The organism is Plantactinospora veratri (assembly GCF_036421995.1).
GTDB lineage: Bacteria > Actinomycetota > Actinomycetes > Mycobacteriales > Micromonosporaceae > Plantactinospora > Plantactinospora veratri.
Window position 1 is genome coordinate 281,793 of sequence record NZ_JAZGQL010000001.1, and the last position, 16,898, is coordinate 298,690.

A 16,898-nucleotide genomic window follows, 5' to 3' on the forward strand; every position below is an offset into this window, starting at 1 on the left:
TACTCCTCGACTCGCGGGTGTCGTACCGGGGCCGTACCGTTTTCTCCAGGTGCTCCTTCGACAAGGACGGTGAGGGCGGATGTCCCGAGAAGGCGATGTCAACCAGCCCACGCGTGAGTTCCCCGGTTATGCGAAGGGGCAGGCCACGCCACCCGGCCCGGCCGACCCCTGGTCCGACGGCACGACGCATGAGGAGACCCGGCCGCTCGACGCCGACGAGTCCCGACCGGAGCGCTCCGACCCGGAGCCGACCGGTGGCGGCCGGTGGGGTCGTGGCGTGTTCGTCCTGGTCGGCATCATCGGCGTGGTCGCCGTGCTGGTGCTCGGCGTGCAGGTCAGCGGGATTTTGCCGGACTGGCGCAACCCGTTCGCCAAGGAGGAGACCGACCGCAGCCAGCCGCCGCTGCTGAAGTCGATCCAGGACCTCAGCCGGTACGTCGCGGCGGAGGGGAACTTCGAGGTCGTCGTCGACCTGGAACGCAACCGGAAGTACGTTCCGGACTTCCTGCTCGGCGAGCGCACCCTCTTCGTCGGGGCCGGCACCGTCGACGCGTACGTCGACTTCGGAGCGCTCCGCGACGACGCGGTGGTCGTCTCCGACGACGGGAAGTCGGTGGAGATCAAGCTGCCGGCACCGCAGCTCGGTGAGGTCAACCTCGACCTGGAGCGGAGCTACGTCTTCGCCGAGAAGCGCGGCATCCTCAACCAGCTCGGCGAGGTCTTCGGCGGCGACCCCAACCGGCAGCGCGAGGTCTATCTCAAGGCCGAGCAGAAGATCGCCGAATCGGCCAAGAGCAGCGGGCTCGGCGAGCGCGCCCAGGAGAACACCCGGAAGATGCTGGACCAGTTGCTTCGGTCGCTCGGCTACGAGCGGGTGACCGTCAGCTACGTCCAGCCGTGACCGTCGCCGCCGCCCTGAGCACGCTGGCGGCACCGTCGGCCGACGAGCCGCCGATGCTGTTCGGGGCGGCGATCTGGTCCATCCTGGTCATGGCGGTGGTCCTTGTCGCCAACCTGGTCGTACACCTGCTGCGTAACTGGTTCGGCCCCCTCGACCGGCTGGTCGAGGGGGCCCGGCAGGACGTCTACCTCAACCACGTCCGGGGGCCGGCCGCCGCGGTGCTCGTCGCGGCCACCAGCGGGTACGGCATCAACATCGTCACCGGGGACGCCGGCTCCCTCCTCGGCTACCTCGGCCTGCTGATGGCGCTGCCCCTGCCACTGGCGATGGTCGTCTGGGCCGGTGTCCGGGCGGTACGGCAGGCCGACTTCGAGCAGGTGTGGCCGCCGGAGTCGATCCCGGTCGACGACCGGGTGAAGGTGCGTTACGTGCTCCGGCGGGTACGGGCCGAGGCGGAACGGCTCGCCGGGTTGCCGACCGGGGAGGTGGACCGGCTCGGCAGGCTGTTGACGAGGCTCTCCGACGAGACGGTGCCGGCGCTGCACGCCCGGCGGGACCGTGATCTGCGGCAGTGGCTGCGCGACCATCCCGTCGTCTCGGTCGGGCTCGCGGTCTGGAGCGGGCTCACCGTCGTCGCCGTCGGGATCGCCCTGGCGTCCCGGTACGACGGGTTGTGGCGGCTCGTCGGGGTCCTCGCCACGTTCGCGATCGTGGTCCTCGGCCTCCAGGGCGGGCTGCTGAGCGTACTGCGTCGGCGGAGCCGTTACCGGTCCGCCCTGCTCGCCGACGAGGTGGAGCAGACCGCCGGGGGCATCCGGCGGCGCATCACGCAACTGCGGCTGGGCCTGGAGACCGGGCCGGGTGCCCTGCCCGGCCGGCAGCGCCGGCGGGGCTGACCGCCCGGCCCGTACCGCGGGTCAGTGCGCGGCGACGTAGTGGCGGTCCTCGTTCGGCATGATGATCCAGAGTGCCAGGTAGATGACCACCTGCGTGCCGGGCAGCAGCAGCGAGAGGATGAAGAGCAGTCGCATCATCCCGGCGGACATGCCGAAGCGGCGGGCCAGGCCGGCGCAGACTCCGGCGATCATTCGGTTGTCTCGGGGGCGGGTGAGCTTGCGGCTCATCGACGTCTCCTCTGATAGCGGTGGAACGGGCGGCTGATTCCACGGTAGGAACGGGAGGTCGGGCCGCCCTCGGTCTCCAGACGGATCCGGACACCGCGTACCCGTAGGTACTTACCCGGGCGGGGCCGGCGGACACCCGCGTCCGGTGCCGGCACCCGGACCGATCTGCTCCGGCGGCCGTCCGCGCGGGTCCGGGCCGGGGCCGGGTAGGCTCGCGGACCGGCAGCTCAGGGGCGATGCTTGGGGAGAGTCCCGGCGACCGTCCCGGGGCCAGGGCCGGCAACGGGGCCGGCCGGGAGGAGTTTCGATGATCAGCGCCTTCGACCTGTTCACGGTCGGGATCGGGCCGTCCAGTTCGCACACCGTCGGCCCGATGCGGGCCGCCCGGACCTTCGCGGCCGGGCTCAAGGCCGACGGGCTGCTCGCGGAGACGGCCAGGGTACGGGCGGAACTCTTCGGCTCGCTCGGTGCCACCGGGCACGGGCACGGCAGCGGGCCGGCGGTACTGCTGGGGCTGCTCGGGGAGGCGCCGGAGACGGTCGACCCGGACCGGGTGGCCGAGACCGTGGCCGGGATCCGGGCCAGCGGCCGGCTGGCGGTACTCGGTGCGCACGAGGTCGACTTCGACGCCGACCGGGACCTGGTCCTGCACCGGCGCCGGTCGCTGCCGTTCCATCCGAACGGGATGACCTTCACCGCGTACGACCCGGCGGGTGAACCGCTGCGGGCCCGGACCTACTACTCGGTGGGCGGCGGGTTCGTGGTGGACGAGACCGCGACCGGCGCGGACCGGATCAAGCCGGACAGCACCCGGGTCCGGTACCCGTTCAGCACCGGCGCCGAACTGCTGGCCCTGACCGCCGAGACCGGGCTGCCGATCAGCGGGATCATGCTCGCCAACGAGCGGGCGTGGCGCAGCGAGTCGGAGATCCGCGCCGGCCTGCTGGAGATCTGGCGGGTGATGCGGGAGTGCGTGGACCGGGGCAGCCGGCGGGACGGGACGCTGCCGGGCGGGCTGCGGGTCCGGCGCCGCGCCGCCGAGCTGCGGCGGAGCCTGGAGGCGGATCCCGGTTCGGCCGACCCGTTGCGGGTGATGGACTGGGTGACGCTCTTCGCGCTCGCGGTCAACGAGGAGAACGCCGCCGGTGGCCGGGTGGTGACCGCCCCGACGAACGGCGCGGCCGGGATCATCCCGGCGGTACTGCACTACTACACCCGGTTCGTGCCGGGGGCGTCCGAGGAGGGCGTACTCCGCTTCCTGCTCGCCGCCGCCGCGATCGGGGTGCTGTTCAAGGAGAACGCCTCGATCTCCGGTGCCGAGGTCGGCTGCCAGGGCGAGGTCGGGTCGGCCTGCTCGATGGCGGCGGCCGGGCTGGCCGAGGCGCTGGGCGGTACGCCGGCCCAGGTGGAGAACGCCGCCGAGATCGGCATGGAGCACAATCTCGGGCTTACCTGCGATCCGGTCGGTGGCCTGGTGCAGATTCCGTGCATCGAGCGGAACGCGGTGGCCAGCATCAAGGCGATCACGGCGGCCCGGCTGGCGCTGCGCGGCGACGGGGAGCACGCCGTCTCGCTGGACAAGGTGATCAAGACGATGCGGGAGACCGGCGCCGACATGAAGGTCAAGTACAAGGAGACCGCCCGGGGCGGGCTCGCGGTCAACGTCATCGAGTGCTGAGCGTCGGATACCGGGCCGGTCGCGCATGATGGCGGGCGGGCGCCGTTCGGGTAGCGTTGGCGCGTTACCCGGGACGGTGTCGCAGCCCGGCCGATCCTTATTTGGGGCGATTTTCCCGACTGCTACCCTATGTCGGGCTCGACCGGTCGGACCATGACGAGCACGGGAGGCGGCGGTGACGTCTGGCGTGGCGGCGGTGTGGTCACACCGCAACACGCTCCGGCTGCTCGTCCGGCGGGACCTGGCCGTCAAATACCAGCAGTCGGTGCTGGGCTACCTCTGGTCGTTGATCGAGCCGCTCGGCATGGGCGTCATCTACTTCTTCGTCTTCGGCGTGCTCTACCGGTCGGCCACCGACCGGCACCTCGGTGACGCCGCCGAGTCGTACCCGCTCTTCCTGATCACCGGCATCTTCGCCTGGATGTGGACCAGTTCGGCGATCGGCGAGGCGACCGCCGCGCTGACCGGACAGGCCCGGTTGATCACCACGATGAACCTGCCCCGCGAGGTCTTCCCGATCGGCCGGGTCGCCGGCCGGTTCGCCGAGTACGTCGCCGGGCTGCCGATCCTGGTCGCCGTCGCGATCGTCTACGCCTCGCTCGACAAGATCGAGTTCGGGGTGTCGCTGCTGGCACTGCCGCTGGCGATCCTCATCCAGGCGACCCTGCTGGTCGGGATCGCCCTGCTGCTCTCCTCGCTCAACGTGCTGATGCGGGACATCGAGCGGCTGATGCGGCTGGTCACCCGGGTGCTCTTCTACGCCACCCCGATCATCTATCCGCTGACCCTGGTCCGGGACTCCACGCTGCCGGACTGGGTCAAGATCATCTACGAGCTGAACCCGCTGGTCGGGATCTTCCAGCTCCACCACGCGGTCTGGTACCCCGACGAGTTCCCCGACGCCCGGCTGCTCGGAGTGGCGGTCGGCGGCAGCCTGCTCGTGCTGCTCGCCGGCTGGTGGGTGTTCCGCCGGCTCGAACCCGCCGTCCTGAAGGAGCTGTAGTGGCCGGGGCGATGGTGCAGGCGGAGAACCTGGGCATCCGGTTCGTCCGCAACCGGCGGCGCAACCTGCGGCTGCGGGAGATGTTCATCCACCGGGGCGGCCGGCAGCCCGCCGCCGGGGTCTTCTGGCCGCTGCGCAACGTCTCGTTCACGGTCGCCCCCGGCGACACCGTCGGGATCATCGGCCGCAACGGCACCGGCAAGAGCACCCTGCTCCGGCTGATCGCCGGGGTGCTGATCCCGGACGAGGGGCGGATCCGGGTCGGCGGGGCGGTGGCACCGCTGCTGGAACTCTCCGCCGGCTTCTCCAACGACCTGACCGGGCGGGAGAACGTGCACCTGGTCGGCTCGCTGCACGGGCTCAGCCCGAGCTTCCTGCGCCGGCACTTCGACGAGATCATCGAGTTCTCCGGCGAGCAGATCGCGAAGGCCATCGACACCCCGGTCCGGCACTACTCGTCCGGGATGAAGGTGCGGCTCGGCTTCTCGGTGATCGCCCAGCTCCAGCACCCGGTGCTGCTGATGGACGAGGTGACGGCGGTCGGCGACGCCGACTTCCGGAAGAAGTGCTACGACACCATCGACCGGCTGATCGCCGAGGGCCGTACCGTGATGCTGGTCTCGCACAACGAGAACGATCTCACCCGGTTCTGTAGCCGGGGACTCTACTTCGACGGAGGACGATTGCGGGTGGACGGCACCATACGCGAGGCTCTTGACGCATACCACGACGTGGTCAGGCCGTGATGCTGGCGATCCTGCTCACCCCCACCCGGCCGGGCGCGCCGCTGACCCGCCCCGACGGCATGCCGCTGGCCGCCGGACTCCGCGAGCAGTTGCGCGCGGCCGGCGCCCGGGACGTGGTCAGCACCGACGATCCGGGCGAGGTCGCCGTGCTGGTCGGCACCGCCCGGGAACCGGTACTCCTCTGCTCCGGCGACCTGGTCGCGCACACCGCCGTACTCCGGCACCTGGCCACCAGTCCGATGCCCGGCACCGTCGCCCTGGTGCTGCCCGAGCCGGGCGCCGGCCCGGTCGGGGTGGTCGAGGACCGCAACCAGGTGGTCGCGGTCGGCGCCCCCGCCGGGCAGGCCGGCGCCGTCGGCACGCTCACCGCCGCGCCGACCGGCGCCTCCGGCGGAGCGGTACGCGTCGGCGTGCCCGACCTGCCCGCACTGGTCGCCGCGGCCCGGGCCGTCGCCGAGGCGCCCGCCGGCCCGGCCCCGCTGCTGGACCGGCTGCTCACCGCGCTGACCCGCCCCGAACCGGCGACCGGCACCGGCATCACGATCTTCGCCCACCGGGTACGCCTGCTCGTCGCCCGTCGGGTCGCCGACCAGGCGGCGCTGGCCGAGGCGGAGGCGGCGGTGGCGGCGGTCGACTCCGACCGGGCCGAACTGCGGCTCTCGGTCAAGGAGAAGGACGACTTCTTCACGACGTACTTCGTCAGCACCTGGTCGCCGTGGGTGACGAAGCTCTGCGCCCGGCTCCGGCTCACCCCGACCGGGGTGACCGCGATCTCGGTCGCCTTCGCGCTGGCGGCGGCGGTGCTCTTCGCGTTCGGCGACCGGCCCGCGCTGGTGGCCGGCGCGATCCTGCTCTACCTCGGCTTCATGCTCGACTGCGTCGACGGGCAGCTGGCCCGCTACACCCGGCACTTCAGCCCGTGGGGTGGCTGGCTCGACACCATCGCCGACCGGGCCAAGGAATACCTGGTCTACGCCGGCCTCGGCATCGGAGTCGAACGGGCCGGCGGCCCCGGTTGGGCACTGGCGATCGCGGCGATCACCCTGCAGACCGTCCGGCACATGACCGACACCTGGTACGGCGCGCTGCACGACGAGGCGGCCAAGCGCCCCCGCCCGGCCGGGCAGGCCGGTACGGGTGGGCTCGGCGACCGGCTCAGCCAGGCGTCGAACCGGGTGCAGGCCGACACCGGCTCGTTCACGTACTGGGCGAAGCGGACCGTGGTCTTCCCGATCGGCGAGCGGTGGGCACTGATCGCGCTCACCGTGGCGATCTTCAGTCCGCTGGTCAGCCTGGTCGCCGTACTGGTCTGGGGCGGGTTGGCGGCGGCGTACACGCTGGCGCTGCGTACCCTGCGGGCCCGGTCGATGCGGGTGGCGGTACTGACCGGCGTCGACACCACGCTGCACCGCGACGACGGGCCGGTGGTCCGCTGGCTCGCCGCGCTCGGCCGGGGTGCCGGGCTGTCCGGGCCACTGCCGCTCGCCCTGCTCGGGGCGGCGGCCGGGCTGGCCCTGCTCGGCGCCGGGCTGACCGGGGTCGGCACCGGACCGGCACGCTGGCTGGTACCGCTGGCGGTGCTGGTCGCGCTCGTCGCCGGGCTGCCGGCGGCGGCACCGCACGGCGGCGCGCTGGACTGGCTGGTGCCGGCGGCGCTGCGGGCCGCCGAATACCTGCTGGTGATCGGGGCCGGGCTGCTGGTCGACGCGGACGGCGCGGTGATCTTCGCGCTCCTCTTCGTGCTCGCCCTGCGGCACTACGACCTCACCGCCCGGCTGGAGAAGCGGGAGCGTGCGCCACTGATGCACACGCTCGGGCTGGGCTGGGACGGCCGGCTGATCCTGCTCGCCGCCGCCGTACTCGTCGGCCCGGTCGCCGGCCGGGTGGCGCTGCTGCTGCTCGCCGGCTATCTATCGGTGATTTTCCTGGTGAACGCGCTCCGTGGCTGGGTACCCAGGGACATTCCCGCGCCACGGCAGCCGGCCGACGCCGCCGTCGGGTCCGGTGGCCACCCCACCGCCTCCGACACCTTCGCGACCGCCGGGGCCGGGGAGGGGTCCGCCGCGACCCCGGAGCGACCGGACCGGACCGGGACGCCGCAGCGGCGGGAGTGGGACGGATGACGCCGCCGGTGGGGTGACCGGGCACCCGCACGGGCGGCGCGGCGGAGAGGGACGCATGACGCTGCCAGCGGGGGTACGGCGCCGATGGCGCTGATCAGTTTCGTCGTGCCGGTCTACCGGGTGCAGGGCTACCTGCGGGAGTGCCTCGACTCGATCCTGCGCCAGCCGGTGACCGACGTCGAGGTGGTGGTGGTCGACGACTGCTCGCCGGACAGCTGCGGCGAGATCATCGCCGAGTACGCCGCCCGGGACGATCGGGTCCGGGTGGTGTCCCTCGACCGCAACGTCGGGCTGGGCGAGGCCCGCAACGTCGGCCTCGACCTGGCCACCGGCGAGTACGTCTGGTTCCTGGACAGCGACGACTGGCTGGTCGAGGGCTGCCTGCCGGCGGTGGCGGAGCGGCTGCGCCGGGTCGGGCCGGAGGTGCTGCTCGTCGACCACGTGCGGGCGTACTGGGACCACCGGACGCTCGGCAGCGGCCTGGACCGGGCGGTGCCGGACTCCGGCGCCGAGGTCTTCACCGTCCGGGACCGGCCGGAGGTGCTCGGCGTGCTGCACACCGCCTGGAACAAGCTGGTGCGCCGCAGCTTCCTGGTCGGGGCCGACCTGCGCTTCGGCCCCGGCTGGTACGAGGACGTGTCGTTCAGCTATCCGGTGCTGCTCGCCGCCGGCCGGATCAGCGTGCTGGACGTGGTCTGCGTCAACTACCGGCAGCGGCGGTCCGGTGCCATCACCCGGACCCGGGACGACCGGCACTTCGAGGTCTTCCCGCACTGGCACCGGGTCTTCGAGCTGATGGCGCGCTGGGGACCCGAGTACGACGACCTCCGTCCGCTGATCTTCGAGCGGATGGTCTGGCACTACCTGATCGTGCTCGGCAACGGGCGGCGCCTCTCCCCGGAACTGCGCCGGAGCTTCTTCGACCAGGTGGTCGCGGACTACCGGCGCTGGCTGCCGCCGGGCGGCTACCGGGTGCCGGGCGGGGTCGACGGGCTGAAGCACCGGCTGGTGGCCGGCGGGCACTGGCGGACGTACGCCGTGTTGCGCGCGCTGCACCACTCCCGGCGGCGGGGCGGGGCGGGGCGGCTCGTCCGGCGGTCGCTGCCGTTGTCGCCGTCGCGCCACCCGACCGCCCCGGTGGCGCTGTCCCGGCTGCCGGCGGCGCTCTCCGAGGCCGCCCGGCTGGGCCGCAAGGCGCTGCTCCGGGCCTACTACCACGCCCAGTTGCGCCGTCCGGTCGATCCGGCGCTGGCGCTCTACGCCGCGTACTGGTACCGCGGCTACGCCTGCAACCCGGCGGCGGTCTACCGGAAGGCCCGGGAGTTGGCCCCGTGGATCCGGGGCGTCTGGGTGGTACGCCGGGACCGGGTCGCCGACCTGCCGCCCGGGGTGCCGTACGTGGTGGCCGGCACCCGGGCGTACTTCCGGGCGCTGGCCCGGGCGCGGTGGCTGGTCAACAACGTGAACTTCCCGGACTACGTGGTCAAGCGGCCCGGTTCGGTGCACCTGCAGACCCACCACGGCACCCCGGTCAAGGTGATGGGGCTGGACCAGCAGCGCTATCCGCACGGCGCGGCCGGACTGGACTTCCCTGGGCTGCTGCGCCGGATCGACCGCTGGGACTACAGCGTCAGCGCCAACACCTTCTCGACGCAGATGTGGGAACGGGCCTATCCGGCGGAGTACCGGACGCTGGAGGTCGGCTATCCGCGCAACGACCGGCTGGTGAACGCCGGGCCCGCGCAGGTCGAGGCCGTCCGGCGCCGGCTCGGCATCGACTCCGGCGAGCGGGTGCTGTTGTACGCGCCGACGCACCGGGAGTACCGGCCCGGGTACTCGCCGCCGTTCGACCCGGCCGCCCTGCTGGAGGTACTCGGTCCGGCCGGCCGGCTGCTGGTCCGGGGCCACTATCTCGACCCGGGTGCCTGTCCCGCCCCGGCAGCCGCGGCGGGTCGGGACCGGGTGCGGGACGTGACGGACCATCCGTCGGTGGAGGAGCTGTACCTCGCCGCCGACGTACTGGTCACCGACTATTCGTCGGCGATGTTCGACTACGCCACGCTGGACCGGCCGATCGTGGTGTACGCCCCGGACTGGGCCGAGTACCGGCGCGAGCGCGGGGTCTACCTGGACGTGCTCGCCGAGGGGCCGGGGGTGGCGGTGACGGGCTTTCCGGAGCTGTTGGCGGCGTTCCGCAGCGGCGCGGTGTACGCCCCGCCGGCCGCCCTGGCCCGGGGGCGGTTCCGGGAGCGCTTCTGCGCCCTGGACGACGGCCGGGCGGCCGAGCGGGTGGTCCGGCGGGTCCTCCTCGACGAGCCCGACTGAGCGGGCGCGGGACTCCGCCGCAGTCGTACACATGTTCCATCCACAGCCTGTGGATAGTACGTGTGTACGACGGGGGTGGGCTCAGTCGACCGGGGTGGACTGGCGGCGTACCCGCTGCCGGACCCGGTCGGCGGCGAGCCCGGCGTACCGGCCGGCGACGAACCGGGTGGCCGAGGCGAGCGACCGGATCCCGCCGACCGGGATCGTCTCCACTCCGGCCAGGGCCGCCCGCCGGGCCCGCTTGTCCGGCCGGACCACCAGGCGGGGCCGGGGGGAGACCCACTTGTTCTCCGGCAGCAGCCGCAGGTCGGCCACCCCGAAGTCGTCGCCGCTGACCCAGCGCCGCCCGGCCACCTCGGCGACCACCTCGTCGAGGGCCTCGTCCGGTCGGCGTACCCGCAAGGCACGGCTGCGCGCCGAGGTGCGCCAGAGCGACACCCCGTCGTCCGGTGCCGTCGCCCCGACGGTCAGCAGCCGGACCAGGCCGACCTGCCACTGGTCGGCGACCGCCAGCAGCCGGCGTACGGTGTCGGCGTCGACCCCCAGGTGCGACCCGAGTTCCAGCAGGTACGGCGAGGGGTACGCGGTCGTCGGCGGCTGCCCGGCCAACTCCACCCGGGGCTCCGAGCGGTACGTCGCGGCGAGCAGCCGCCGGTCCAGCAGCGGGTCGGCGAGTACCGAGCGGCGGTCCTCGGTCAGTTCGGCCCACTCCGCCACCAGCACCACCCGCAGGTCGGTCTGGTCACCGGCGAGCAGCCGGTCGACGCAGGTGCGGACCATCTCGTACGGCCCGTCGGCCCGGACCACCGCCACCACCAGCGGTACCGCCCAGCTCCGGTGTGCGGCGGAGCGCAGGTAGCGGGGCTGTGGCATCAGGTCGGCCAGGAACGGCCGGTTGTACCGGCGCAGCGCCTCGCCCCGGGTCATCATGTGCGACGGTCCGAGGTGCCAGCTCCGGGCCCGGGGTTCGGGCACGAAGACCGCACCCGCCTGGGCCAGCCGGTAACCGAACTCGGTGTCCTCGCCGAGCCGCAGTTCGGGGTTGAGCCCGCCGGTCTCGGTGTAGAGGCTGCGCGGCAGTGCGGCGGTGGCGCCGACGTGCGCCCGGAAGTTCAGGTGGTCGCCGCCCCGGAGCTGGTCGGTGTCGGCGATCAGGCGTTCGACGTACTCGTGCGGCTCGGAGTCGTCGAGCCGGAAGAGCCGGTCGACGGTGCCGGCCGCGCAGCTCTCGGCGACCTGTTCCGGGGTGGGCCAGCCGGCGTCCACGAAGCGCTTGTAGCCGAGGGTCACCACCTCGTCGCTGACGTGCTGCCAGCGGGCCTGCGCGGCCACGTGCTCGGGGAAGACGACCATGTCGGCGTCGAGCCAGTGCAGGATCTCGCCGTCGCTGCGCGCCGCGCCGACGTGCAGCGCGGCCGACCGGCCCCAGCCGTCACAGTGGTCGGCGACCCGGAGCAGCCGGCAGTTGTCGGGACGGATCGGGGGCAGGACCAGCGGCGGGTCGCTGCCGTCGTCGACCACCACCACCTCCAGCAACCCCGACGGGTACGTCTGGGCGCGCAACGCGGCCAGGGTGAGGTCGAGTGAGGGTTGGCAGTCGTGGGCCGGGACGATCAGCGAGACGGACCGGGTCGGCTGCCAGTCGCCCAGCTCGGGTGGGGTGAGCCGACTCCAGTCGTTCCGAAACAACCGGACCGGGGGATGGGCCGTCGTGGCCCGGGTGCGGCTGGACACGCCGCACAGTGTAACTACCCCGTCGCCGTGAGCTGATAATCGCGCGCCGCGTGGCGGGTGTCGGTCGAAATCGGCCGGCACGTCGACTACCGTAAGTGCCTTCGCGATAGCGCCACGTAGGCTGGCGCCGGTGCTCGGCCGACGAAGGGATCGGCGTGCCAGGCAGGGACGACCCGGAGAAGTACCTCCGCTGGCGGGTTGCCGTCGGCGAACCCGACGGCCGGCGGCGGTGGTCGCCGGTCATGTTCGGCTCCCGGCTGACCCGGATACCCGGCCCGCCCATGCCGACCCGGGTGCCCGCACAGGGCGCGGCCGAGCCGGTGACCCGAGACCGCTCCGGGCCCGCCTGGCAGCGGATCTTCGTTGCCCGGATGGCCGTCGCCGCCCGGTCGGTGACCTGGCTGCGGCACCTGCTCGACCATCCGGTCGGGCTGACCCGGGTACGCCGGGTCAACGTCGTCGTGCAGGACTGGGAGATTCCGCAGCGCGGCTGGTCCGGCCGGCTCGGCCCGGTACCGCACCTGCTCGCCCAGCGGATCACGCTGCCCCGGCACGACCGGGGCCGCGCGGTCGTCGAGATCGAACTGCGCTGGTCCGTACCGCTGCGCTCGGTGCTGGCGGCCGTGTTGCCGCTGCTCACCCCGGTCCGTCCACTGCCGACCCCGGGCAGCCCGGAGGTGACCGCCCAGGACGTCTTCCCGGGCTGGCTGGGCGCCGGCCCCGGCCTCGCGGTCGCCGCCGGGCAGTTGCCGGGCAACCCGGCGGTCCGACCGTACGACCTGGTGCTCCGGCCGGACGGCGGTGACCCGTCGGTGGCCGGCGACGGGGCGGGGACGGCGTACCGGGCCCGGCTGACCGTGGACCGGCTCGGCGTGCCGGACACCGAGGACGGCGGCCGGACCGGGCCGGTACTGCTCGACGCCGAACACGCCGTCCCGGTCGGCCGGTACGGGCCGTTCGGGCCGGATGCGCCCCGGGCCGAGCTGACCTTCTCGCCCGGACCGGACGGCGGGAGCTGGCGGATCCGGGGACCGGCCGGGCTGGACCGGCAGGGTCGGCTCGACCGGCCGTGGCTGACCGAGCAGGACTGGGCGGCGCTGGCCGGGATCGGGCTGCTGCACTGCGTGGTACCCGGACTGCGGCCCCGGGCCGAGGCCGCCCTGCTGCTGCACCTGGCGCTGGCCGGGGTACTGCTCTGGGCGCCCGGCCTGCCGGTCTCCTGCCGGGCGCAGTTGGCCGACGAGGTGGTCGAAGTGCTCCGCGCCCCGCTGCCCGACCGCCCCGGCGGCCGGCCCGACCCGCGGACCGAGCTGGAGTGGGAGGCCCGGGCGGTGCGCCAGCGCCGGGCGGTGTTGCGCCGGCACGCCCGGGGCTTCGCGCTGCCCCGGTTGGCGGCGGTGACCTTTCCCGGCCTCGGCGCGCTGCCGCCGGTCTCGGTGCTGCTGGTGACCCGGCGGCTGGAGCACGTCCTCGACGCGGTCGCGGCGGCGGCGGCACAGAGCTATCCCGAGCTGGAGATCGTGCTCTGCCTGCACGGCACGGGCCTGCCGGTCGAGCTGCGCCAGCGGCTGGCCGACTGCGGCCGGCCGGTGGAGGTCGTCGAGGTGCCGGCCGGGCAGAGCTTCGGCGAGGCGATGGTCGTGGCGACCGCCCGGGCCCGGGGCACCCTGGTCACGAAGTTCGACGACGACGACACGTACGGGCCGGAGCACGTCTGGGATCTCGTTCTCGCCCGGCACCACTCCGGCGCGACGATGGTCGGCAAGGCGGCCGAGTTCGTCTACCTCGGCGCGCTGGACACCACCGTGCGGCGGGACGCCGGGGCGGCCGAGAGCTTCGCCCCGGTCGTGGCCGGCGGCACGATTCTGATCGGCCGGGGCGATCTGGCCGAGGTCGGCGGCTGGCGCCCGGTGCCGAGTTCGGTCGACCGGGGACTCATCGACCGGGTCCGCCGGGCCGGTGGGCTCGTCTACCGGACCCATCCGCTCGGCTACGTCTATCAGCGTCGGCCGGCCGGACACACCTGGGATCCGGGGCTGGAGTACTTCCTGCGGGACGGCGGCGCGCAGTGGACCGGGCTGCCCCGGCACGGTGAATTCGGTACCTCCGGCACCGATCCGGGGCGCCCGACCAGCCGGTGGAAGTTTCATCAGCGGAGGTCGAATCGAGTCTGGTAACCGTCATGTCACAACGTGAACATGGCACGTTTACCCGATGGGATTCTGTGATGATCCTCGTCACAGTCATTCCCGGGGCCGGCCATAACGCTGCGGGGAGGTGACGGTGACTACCGTCGCGCTCAAAGACGTCACGAAGGTATTCCCGGATGGGACAGTGGCGGTCGACAACGTCAGTCTCGACGTCAACGACGGCGAGTTCATGGTGTTGCTCGGGCCTTCGGGCTGCGGAAAGTCCACCGTACTCAGGATGGTCGCCGGTCTGGAGGACCCGACGACCGGCGCCGTGATGCTCGACGGCGAACTGGCGAACGACCTGCCGCCACGGGATCGTGGAATTGCCATGGTTTTCCAGGATTTCGCGCTGTATCCACATATGTCGGTGGGGGCGAACATTGCCTTCCCGCTCCGGCTCTCCGGCGTCGAGGAAGGGGCCCGTGGCGAGCGGGTCGCCGACGTGGCGAGTGCGCTCGGGATCGGCGACGTACTCGGCCGCAAGCCCAGCCAGCTCTCCGGCGGGCAGCGGCAACGGGTGGCGATGGGCCGGGCGATCGTCCGGCGCCCCGGACTGTTCCTGATGGACGAGCCGCTCTCCAACCTGGACAGCGGCCTGCGGGCGGAGCTGCGGGCCGAGATATCCGGGCTGGTCCGCGAACTCGGGGTGAGCACCATCTACGTCACCCACGACCAGGCCGAGGCGCTGACCATGGCCGACCGGGTGGCGATCATGCGCAAGGGCGTCCTCCAGGACGTCGGGACCCCGACCCAGGTGTACGGCCGCCCGGCCACCCTCTACGTCGCGGCGTTCCTGGGCAGCCCCCGGATGAACCTGCTGGAGGCCACCGTCTACGTGCACCTCGACCGGTACGTCGCGCTCAACCTCGGCGAGCAGGCGCTCTATCTGCCCTGGGACGACATCCGGGCCCGGGCGGTCGCGCACTACCACGGCGAGCGGATCGTGGTCGGGATGCGGGCCGAGGCGCTGACCCCGGTGGCACCGGACACGCCGGGCGACGTGTTGCAGGGGCGGATCCGCTACCTGGAGCACCACGGGCACGAGTCGCTGGCGTTCCTCGACATCGGGGCGACCGCGATTGTCGTCGACGACCTGGGTGGCCCGGTGACCGACGAGCGCCCGGCCGGCGGTGGCCGGGGGCTGCGGCGGCTCGGCCAGGTGATGCAGCGGCTGACCGGGCGCGCCGTCGGGTCGGGTCAGCATCCCCAGGAGGAGCGGGGCGGCCGGGGCGGCAGCGTGCTGGACCCGGGCCGGCACCACCGCCGTCCGGCCGAGCTGGCGGTACGGTTGGCGCCGTACCCGGCGGTCACCTCGGGCCACCCGATGGCCGTCTCGGTACGCATGGACGCGGTGCACTTCTTCGACGAGCGCGGCGACCGGATCGACGTGGGGTGGCGCTGACCGACCCACGTCCCTTAGCGTCTGTCGATTCCCCCATTCATAGTGGTCCCGTTAGGAGAGCCGCTCGTGTCACAGGAACGACCCGGCCTGCTCGTGATCGAGCGGATACTCCGCGACCGGCAGAGCATCTGGCAGCAGATCGTCGCCGAGCGCGACCTGAACGCGCTCACCGGTCAGATGCTGGCCAGTTCGGCGATCGCGCTGGCCTGTTACGGCGCCGTGCTCGGTGCCTTCCACAGCGTACTGATGGCCCTGACCTCGGCGGTGAAGCTGCCGCTGCTCTTCCTGGTCACGCTGGCCATCTGCCTGCCGACGCTGTACCTGTTCAACCTGGTCTTCGGGGCCCGGCTGTCGATACGGCAGGCCATCTCGATGGTGATGGTGGCGATCACGGTCACCTCGATGCTGGCCGTGGCGTTCGCGCCGATCAGCCTCTTCTTCCTGATCACCGCGCCGAACTACGCCTTCTTCAAGTTGCTCAACGTGGCGATCCTGACCCTGTCGGCGCTGGTCGGGCTGCGCTTCCTGACCGGTGGCATGCAGGTGCTCAACGCACACGGCCTGCTCGCGCCGGCCGCCGCCGGGACCGCCGGCCAGCCGGCCGTTGCCGCTCCCGCGCAGGCCAGCGCCTGGGCGGCGCCCCAGCCGGTGACGGCGCCCCAGCCGGTCGCGGTCGGCGCCGTGAACGGCGAGACTCCGTCCCCGGCGAGCACGGCCAACGGGGACGGGCCGGCTCAGCCGGCACCGGCCACGGCCGCCCAGCCGGCGGTCGCCACGCCAGCCCCGGTCGAGGCGGCGGCCCCGGCTGCCGCGCCGACGGCTCCGTCCCAGCCGGCTGCGGTGCAGGTGCCGCCGGGCCAGGCGGTTCCGGGGCAGATGATCGGGGGACAGTTCGTGCCGCAGTACGGCTACCGAGTGCCGGATCCGCACCCGATCGGTCGGCCGGCAGCGCCGCACTCCACGTCCGGCGGCCCCCGTCCGGCGAGCATGACCCTGCTGCACATCTGGATCCTGCTCTTCGGGTTCGTCGGCACCCAGTTGGCGTGGACGCTGCGGCCGTTCTTCGGCGACCCGGAGCGGCCGTTCGCGCTCTTCCGCAGCATCGACGGGAACTTCTACGCGGAGATCCTGCACAGCCTGGGCAAGCTCTTCTGAGGTCGTCGGGGGCCTTGCCGACAAAAGTTACCAGCGAGTAGCGTACGGCCATGTCTCCCGACGTACAGCAGATCGCCGCCGGCCTGCTCGAGGCCGTACCGTTCGCCCGGACCCTCGGCTTCGAGCTGGTCGAGGTGACCCCGGACGGGTCCGGCGGGATCCTGGCCGTCGTCCGGCTGCCCGACTCGCCGCCGACGCACAACCACGTCGGCGGCCCGCACGCCGGTGCGCTGTTCACGCTCGGCGAGACCGCCTCCGGCGCGGTCGTGCTCGCCGCGTTCGGGCAGCTCTTCGCGCGCGCGGTGCCGCTGGCCACCCGGGCGGAGATCCGCTACCGGCGGCTGGCGATGGGTGCGGTCCGGGCGACCGCCCGGCTGGGCCGCCCCGCCGCCGAGGTGGTGGCGGAGTTCGAGTCCGGCGCCCGGCCGGAGTTCCCGGTCTCGGTGGAGATCGGCACCGAGGACGGCGTGTCGACCACCGAGATGACCGTGTACTGGACGCTCAAGCCGCGCTGA

13 protein-coding genes are annotated in these 16,898 nt (G+C 72.9%); 11 read left to right on the forward strand and 2 right to left on the reverse strand.

All coding sequences use genetic code 11. The annotated features are described in order from the left end of the window. Window positions 1–79: 79 nt before the first annotated feature. Complete coding sequence (locus V1634_RS01260) at window positions 80–901, forward strand: DUF4230 domain-containing protein (protein ID WP_331205848.1); 822 nt, start codon at window positions 80–82, stop codon at window positions 899–901. Continuing rightward, the gene (locus tag V1634_RS01265) at window positions 898–1,797 is read left to right on the forward strand and encodes a hypothetical protein (RefSeq protein ID WP_331205849.1); all 900 of its coding nucleotides are present in this window, start codon (window positions 898–900) and stop codon (window positions 1,795–1,797) included. Before V1634_RS01260 ends, V1634_RS01265 begins: the two co-directional genes overlap by 4 nt. Window positions 1,798–1,818: 21 nt before the next feature. Here the strand turns inward: V1634_RS01265 and V1634_RS01270 are convergent, their stop codons facing one another. After that, entirely contained in the window at window positions 1,819–2,025 is a 207-nt protein-coding gene (locus V1634_RS01270) for a PspC domain-containing protein (protein WP_331205850.1), read from the reverse strand. Window positions 2,026–2,332: 307 nt separating this feature from the next. Between V1634_RS01270 and V1634_RS01275 the strand changes: the two genes are divergently transcribed. The 5 genes from V1634_RS01275 (at window position 2,333) to V1634_RS01295 (ending at window position 9,900) form a co-directional block, all read left to right on the forward strand. Continuing rightward, window positions 2,333–3,703, forward strand: a complete 1,371-nt coding sequence (locus V1634_RS01275) for an L-serine ammonia-lyase (protein WP_331205851.1) — start codon at window positions 2,333–2,335, stop codon at window positions 3,701–3,703. A gap of 175 nt (window positions 3,704–3,878) precedes the next feature. Next, window positions 3,879–4,706: an ABC transporter permease gene (locus tag V1634_RS01280; protein WP_331205852.1), complete on the forward strand. Its 828-nt coding sequence runs from the start codon at window positions 3,879–3,881 to the stop codon at window positions 4,704–4,706. Window positions 4,707–4,786: 80 nt separating this feature from the next. Beyond that, a complete protein-coding gene (locus tag V1634_RS01285; protein WP_407951701.1) occupies window positions 4,787–5,452 on the forward strand; it encodes an ABC transporter ATP-binding protein in 666 nt (221 codons plus the stop codon). After that, window positions 5,452–7,575: a DUF5941 domain-containing protein gene (locus tag V1634_RS01290; protein WP_407951702.1), complete on the forward strand. Its 2,124-nt coding sequence runs from the start codon at window positions 5,452–5,454 to the stop codon at window positions 7,573–7,575. Before V1634_RS01285 ends, V1634_RS01290 begins: the two co-directional genes overlap by 1 nt. Before the next feature lie 84 nt (window positions 7,576–7,659). Next, window positions 7,660–9,900, forward strand: coding sequence for a bifunctional glycosyltransferase/CDP-glycerol:glycerophosphate glycerophosphotransferase (locus V1634_RS01295; protein ID WP_331205854.1), 2,241 nt, complete (start codon window positions 7,660–7,662; stop codon window positions 9,898–9,900). Between the two features lie 81 nt (window positions 9,901–9,981). On the opposite strand, the gene V1634_RS01300 is transcribed toward V1634_RS01295, so the two are convergent. Next, the gene (locus tag V1634_RS01300; RefSeq protein WP_331205855.1) at window positions 9,982–11,634 is read right to left on the reverse strand and encodes a glycosyltransferase; all 1,653 of its coding nucleotides are present in this window, start codon (window positions 11,632–11,634) and stop codon (window positions 9,982–9,984) included. Window positions 11,635–11,789: 155 nt separating this feature from the next. Here V1634_RS01300 and V1634_RS01305 point away from each other — a divergent pair, with 155 nt between their 5' ends. The 4 genes from V1634_RS01305 to V1634_RS01320 all read left to right on the forward strand — a co-directional run bounded on the left by V1634_RS01305 (window position 11,790) and on the right by V1634_RS01320 (window position 16,898). Continuing rightward, window positions 11,790–13,811, forward strand: coding sequence for a hypothetical protein (locus V1634_RS01305; RefSeq protein WP_331205856.1), 2,022 nt, complete (start codon window positions 11,790–11,792; stop codon window positions 13,809–13,811). 106 nt (window positions 13,812–13,917) lie between these two features. Continuing rightward, window positions 13,918–15,228: an ABC transporter ATP-binding protein gene (locus tag V1634_RS01310; RefSeq protein ID WP_331205857.1), complete on the forward strand. Its 1,311-nt coding sequence runs from the start codon at window positions 13,918–13,920 to the stop codon at window positions 15,226–15,228. A 66-nt stretch (window positions 15,229–15,294) separates the two neighbouring features. Next, entirely contained in the window at window positions 15,295–16,383 is a 1,089-nt protein-coding gene (locus V1634_RS01315; RefSeq protein WP_331205858.1) for a hypothetical protein, read from the forward strand. 50 nt (window positions 16,384–16,433) lie between these two features. Further along, entirely contained in the window at window positions 16,434–16,898 is a 465-nt protein-coding gene (locus V1634_RS01320) for a DUF4442 domain-containing protein (protein ID WP_331205859.1), read from the forward strand.

Excerpts from the sequence above, each read along its gene's own strand:
- V1634_RS01260 (WP_331205848.1), top strand. The coding sequence starts at position 80 with ATGTCCCGAGAAGGCGATGTCAACCAGCCCACGCGTGAGTTCCCCGGT.
- V1634_RS01270 (WP_331205850.1), bottom strand. The coding sequence starts at position 2,025 with ATGAGCCGCAAGCTCACCCGCCCCCGAGACAACCGAATGATCGCCGGA.
- V1634_RS01275 (WP_331205851.1), top strand. The coding sequence starts at position 2,333 with ATGATCAGCGCCTTCGACCTGTTCACGGTCGGGATCGGGCCGTCCAGT.
- V1634_RS01285 (WP_407951701.1), top strand. The coding sequence starts at position 4,787 with ATGTTCATCCACCGGGGCGGCCGGCAGCCCGCCGCCGGGGTCTTCTGG.
- V1634_RS01290 (WP_407951702.1), top strand. The coding sequence starts at position 5,452 with ATGCTGGCGATCCTGCTCACCCCCACCCGGCCGGGCGCGCCGCTGACC.
- V1634_RS01295 (WP_331205854.1), top strand. The coding sequence starts at position 7,660 with ATGGCGCTGATCAGTTTCGTCGTGCCGGTCTACCGGGTGCAGGGCTAC.
- V1634_RS01320 (WP_331205859.1), top strand. The coding sequence starts at position 16,434 with ATGTCTCCCGACGTACAGCAGATCGCCGCCGGCCTGCTCGAGGCCGTA.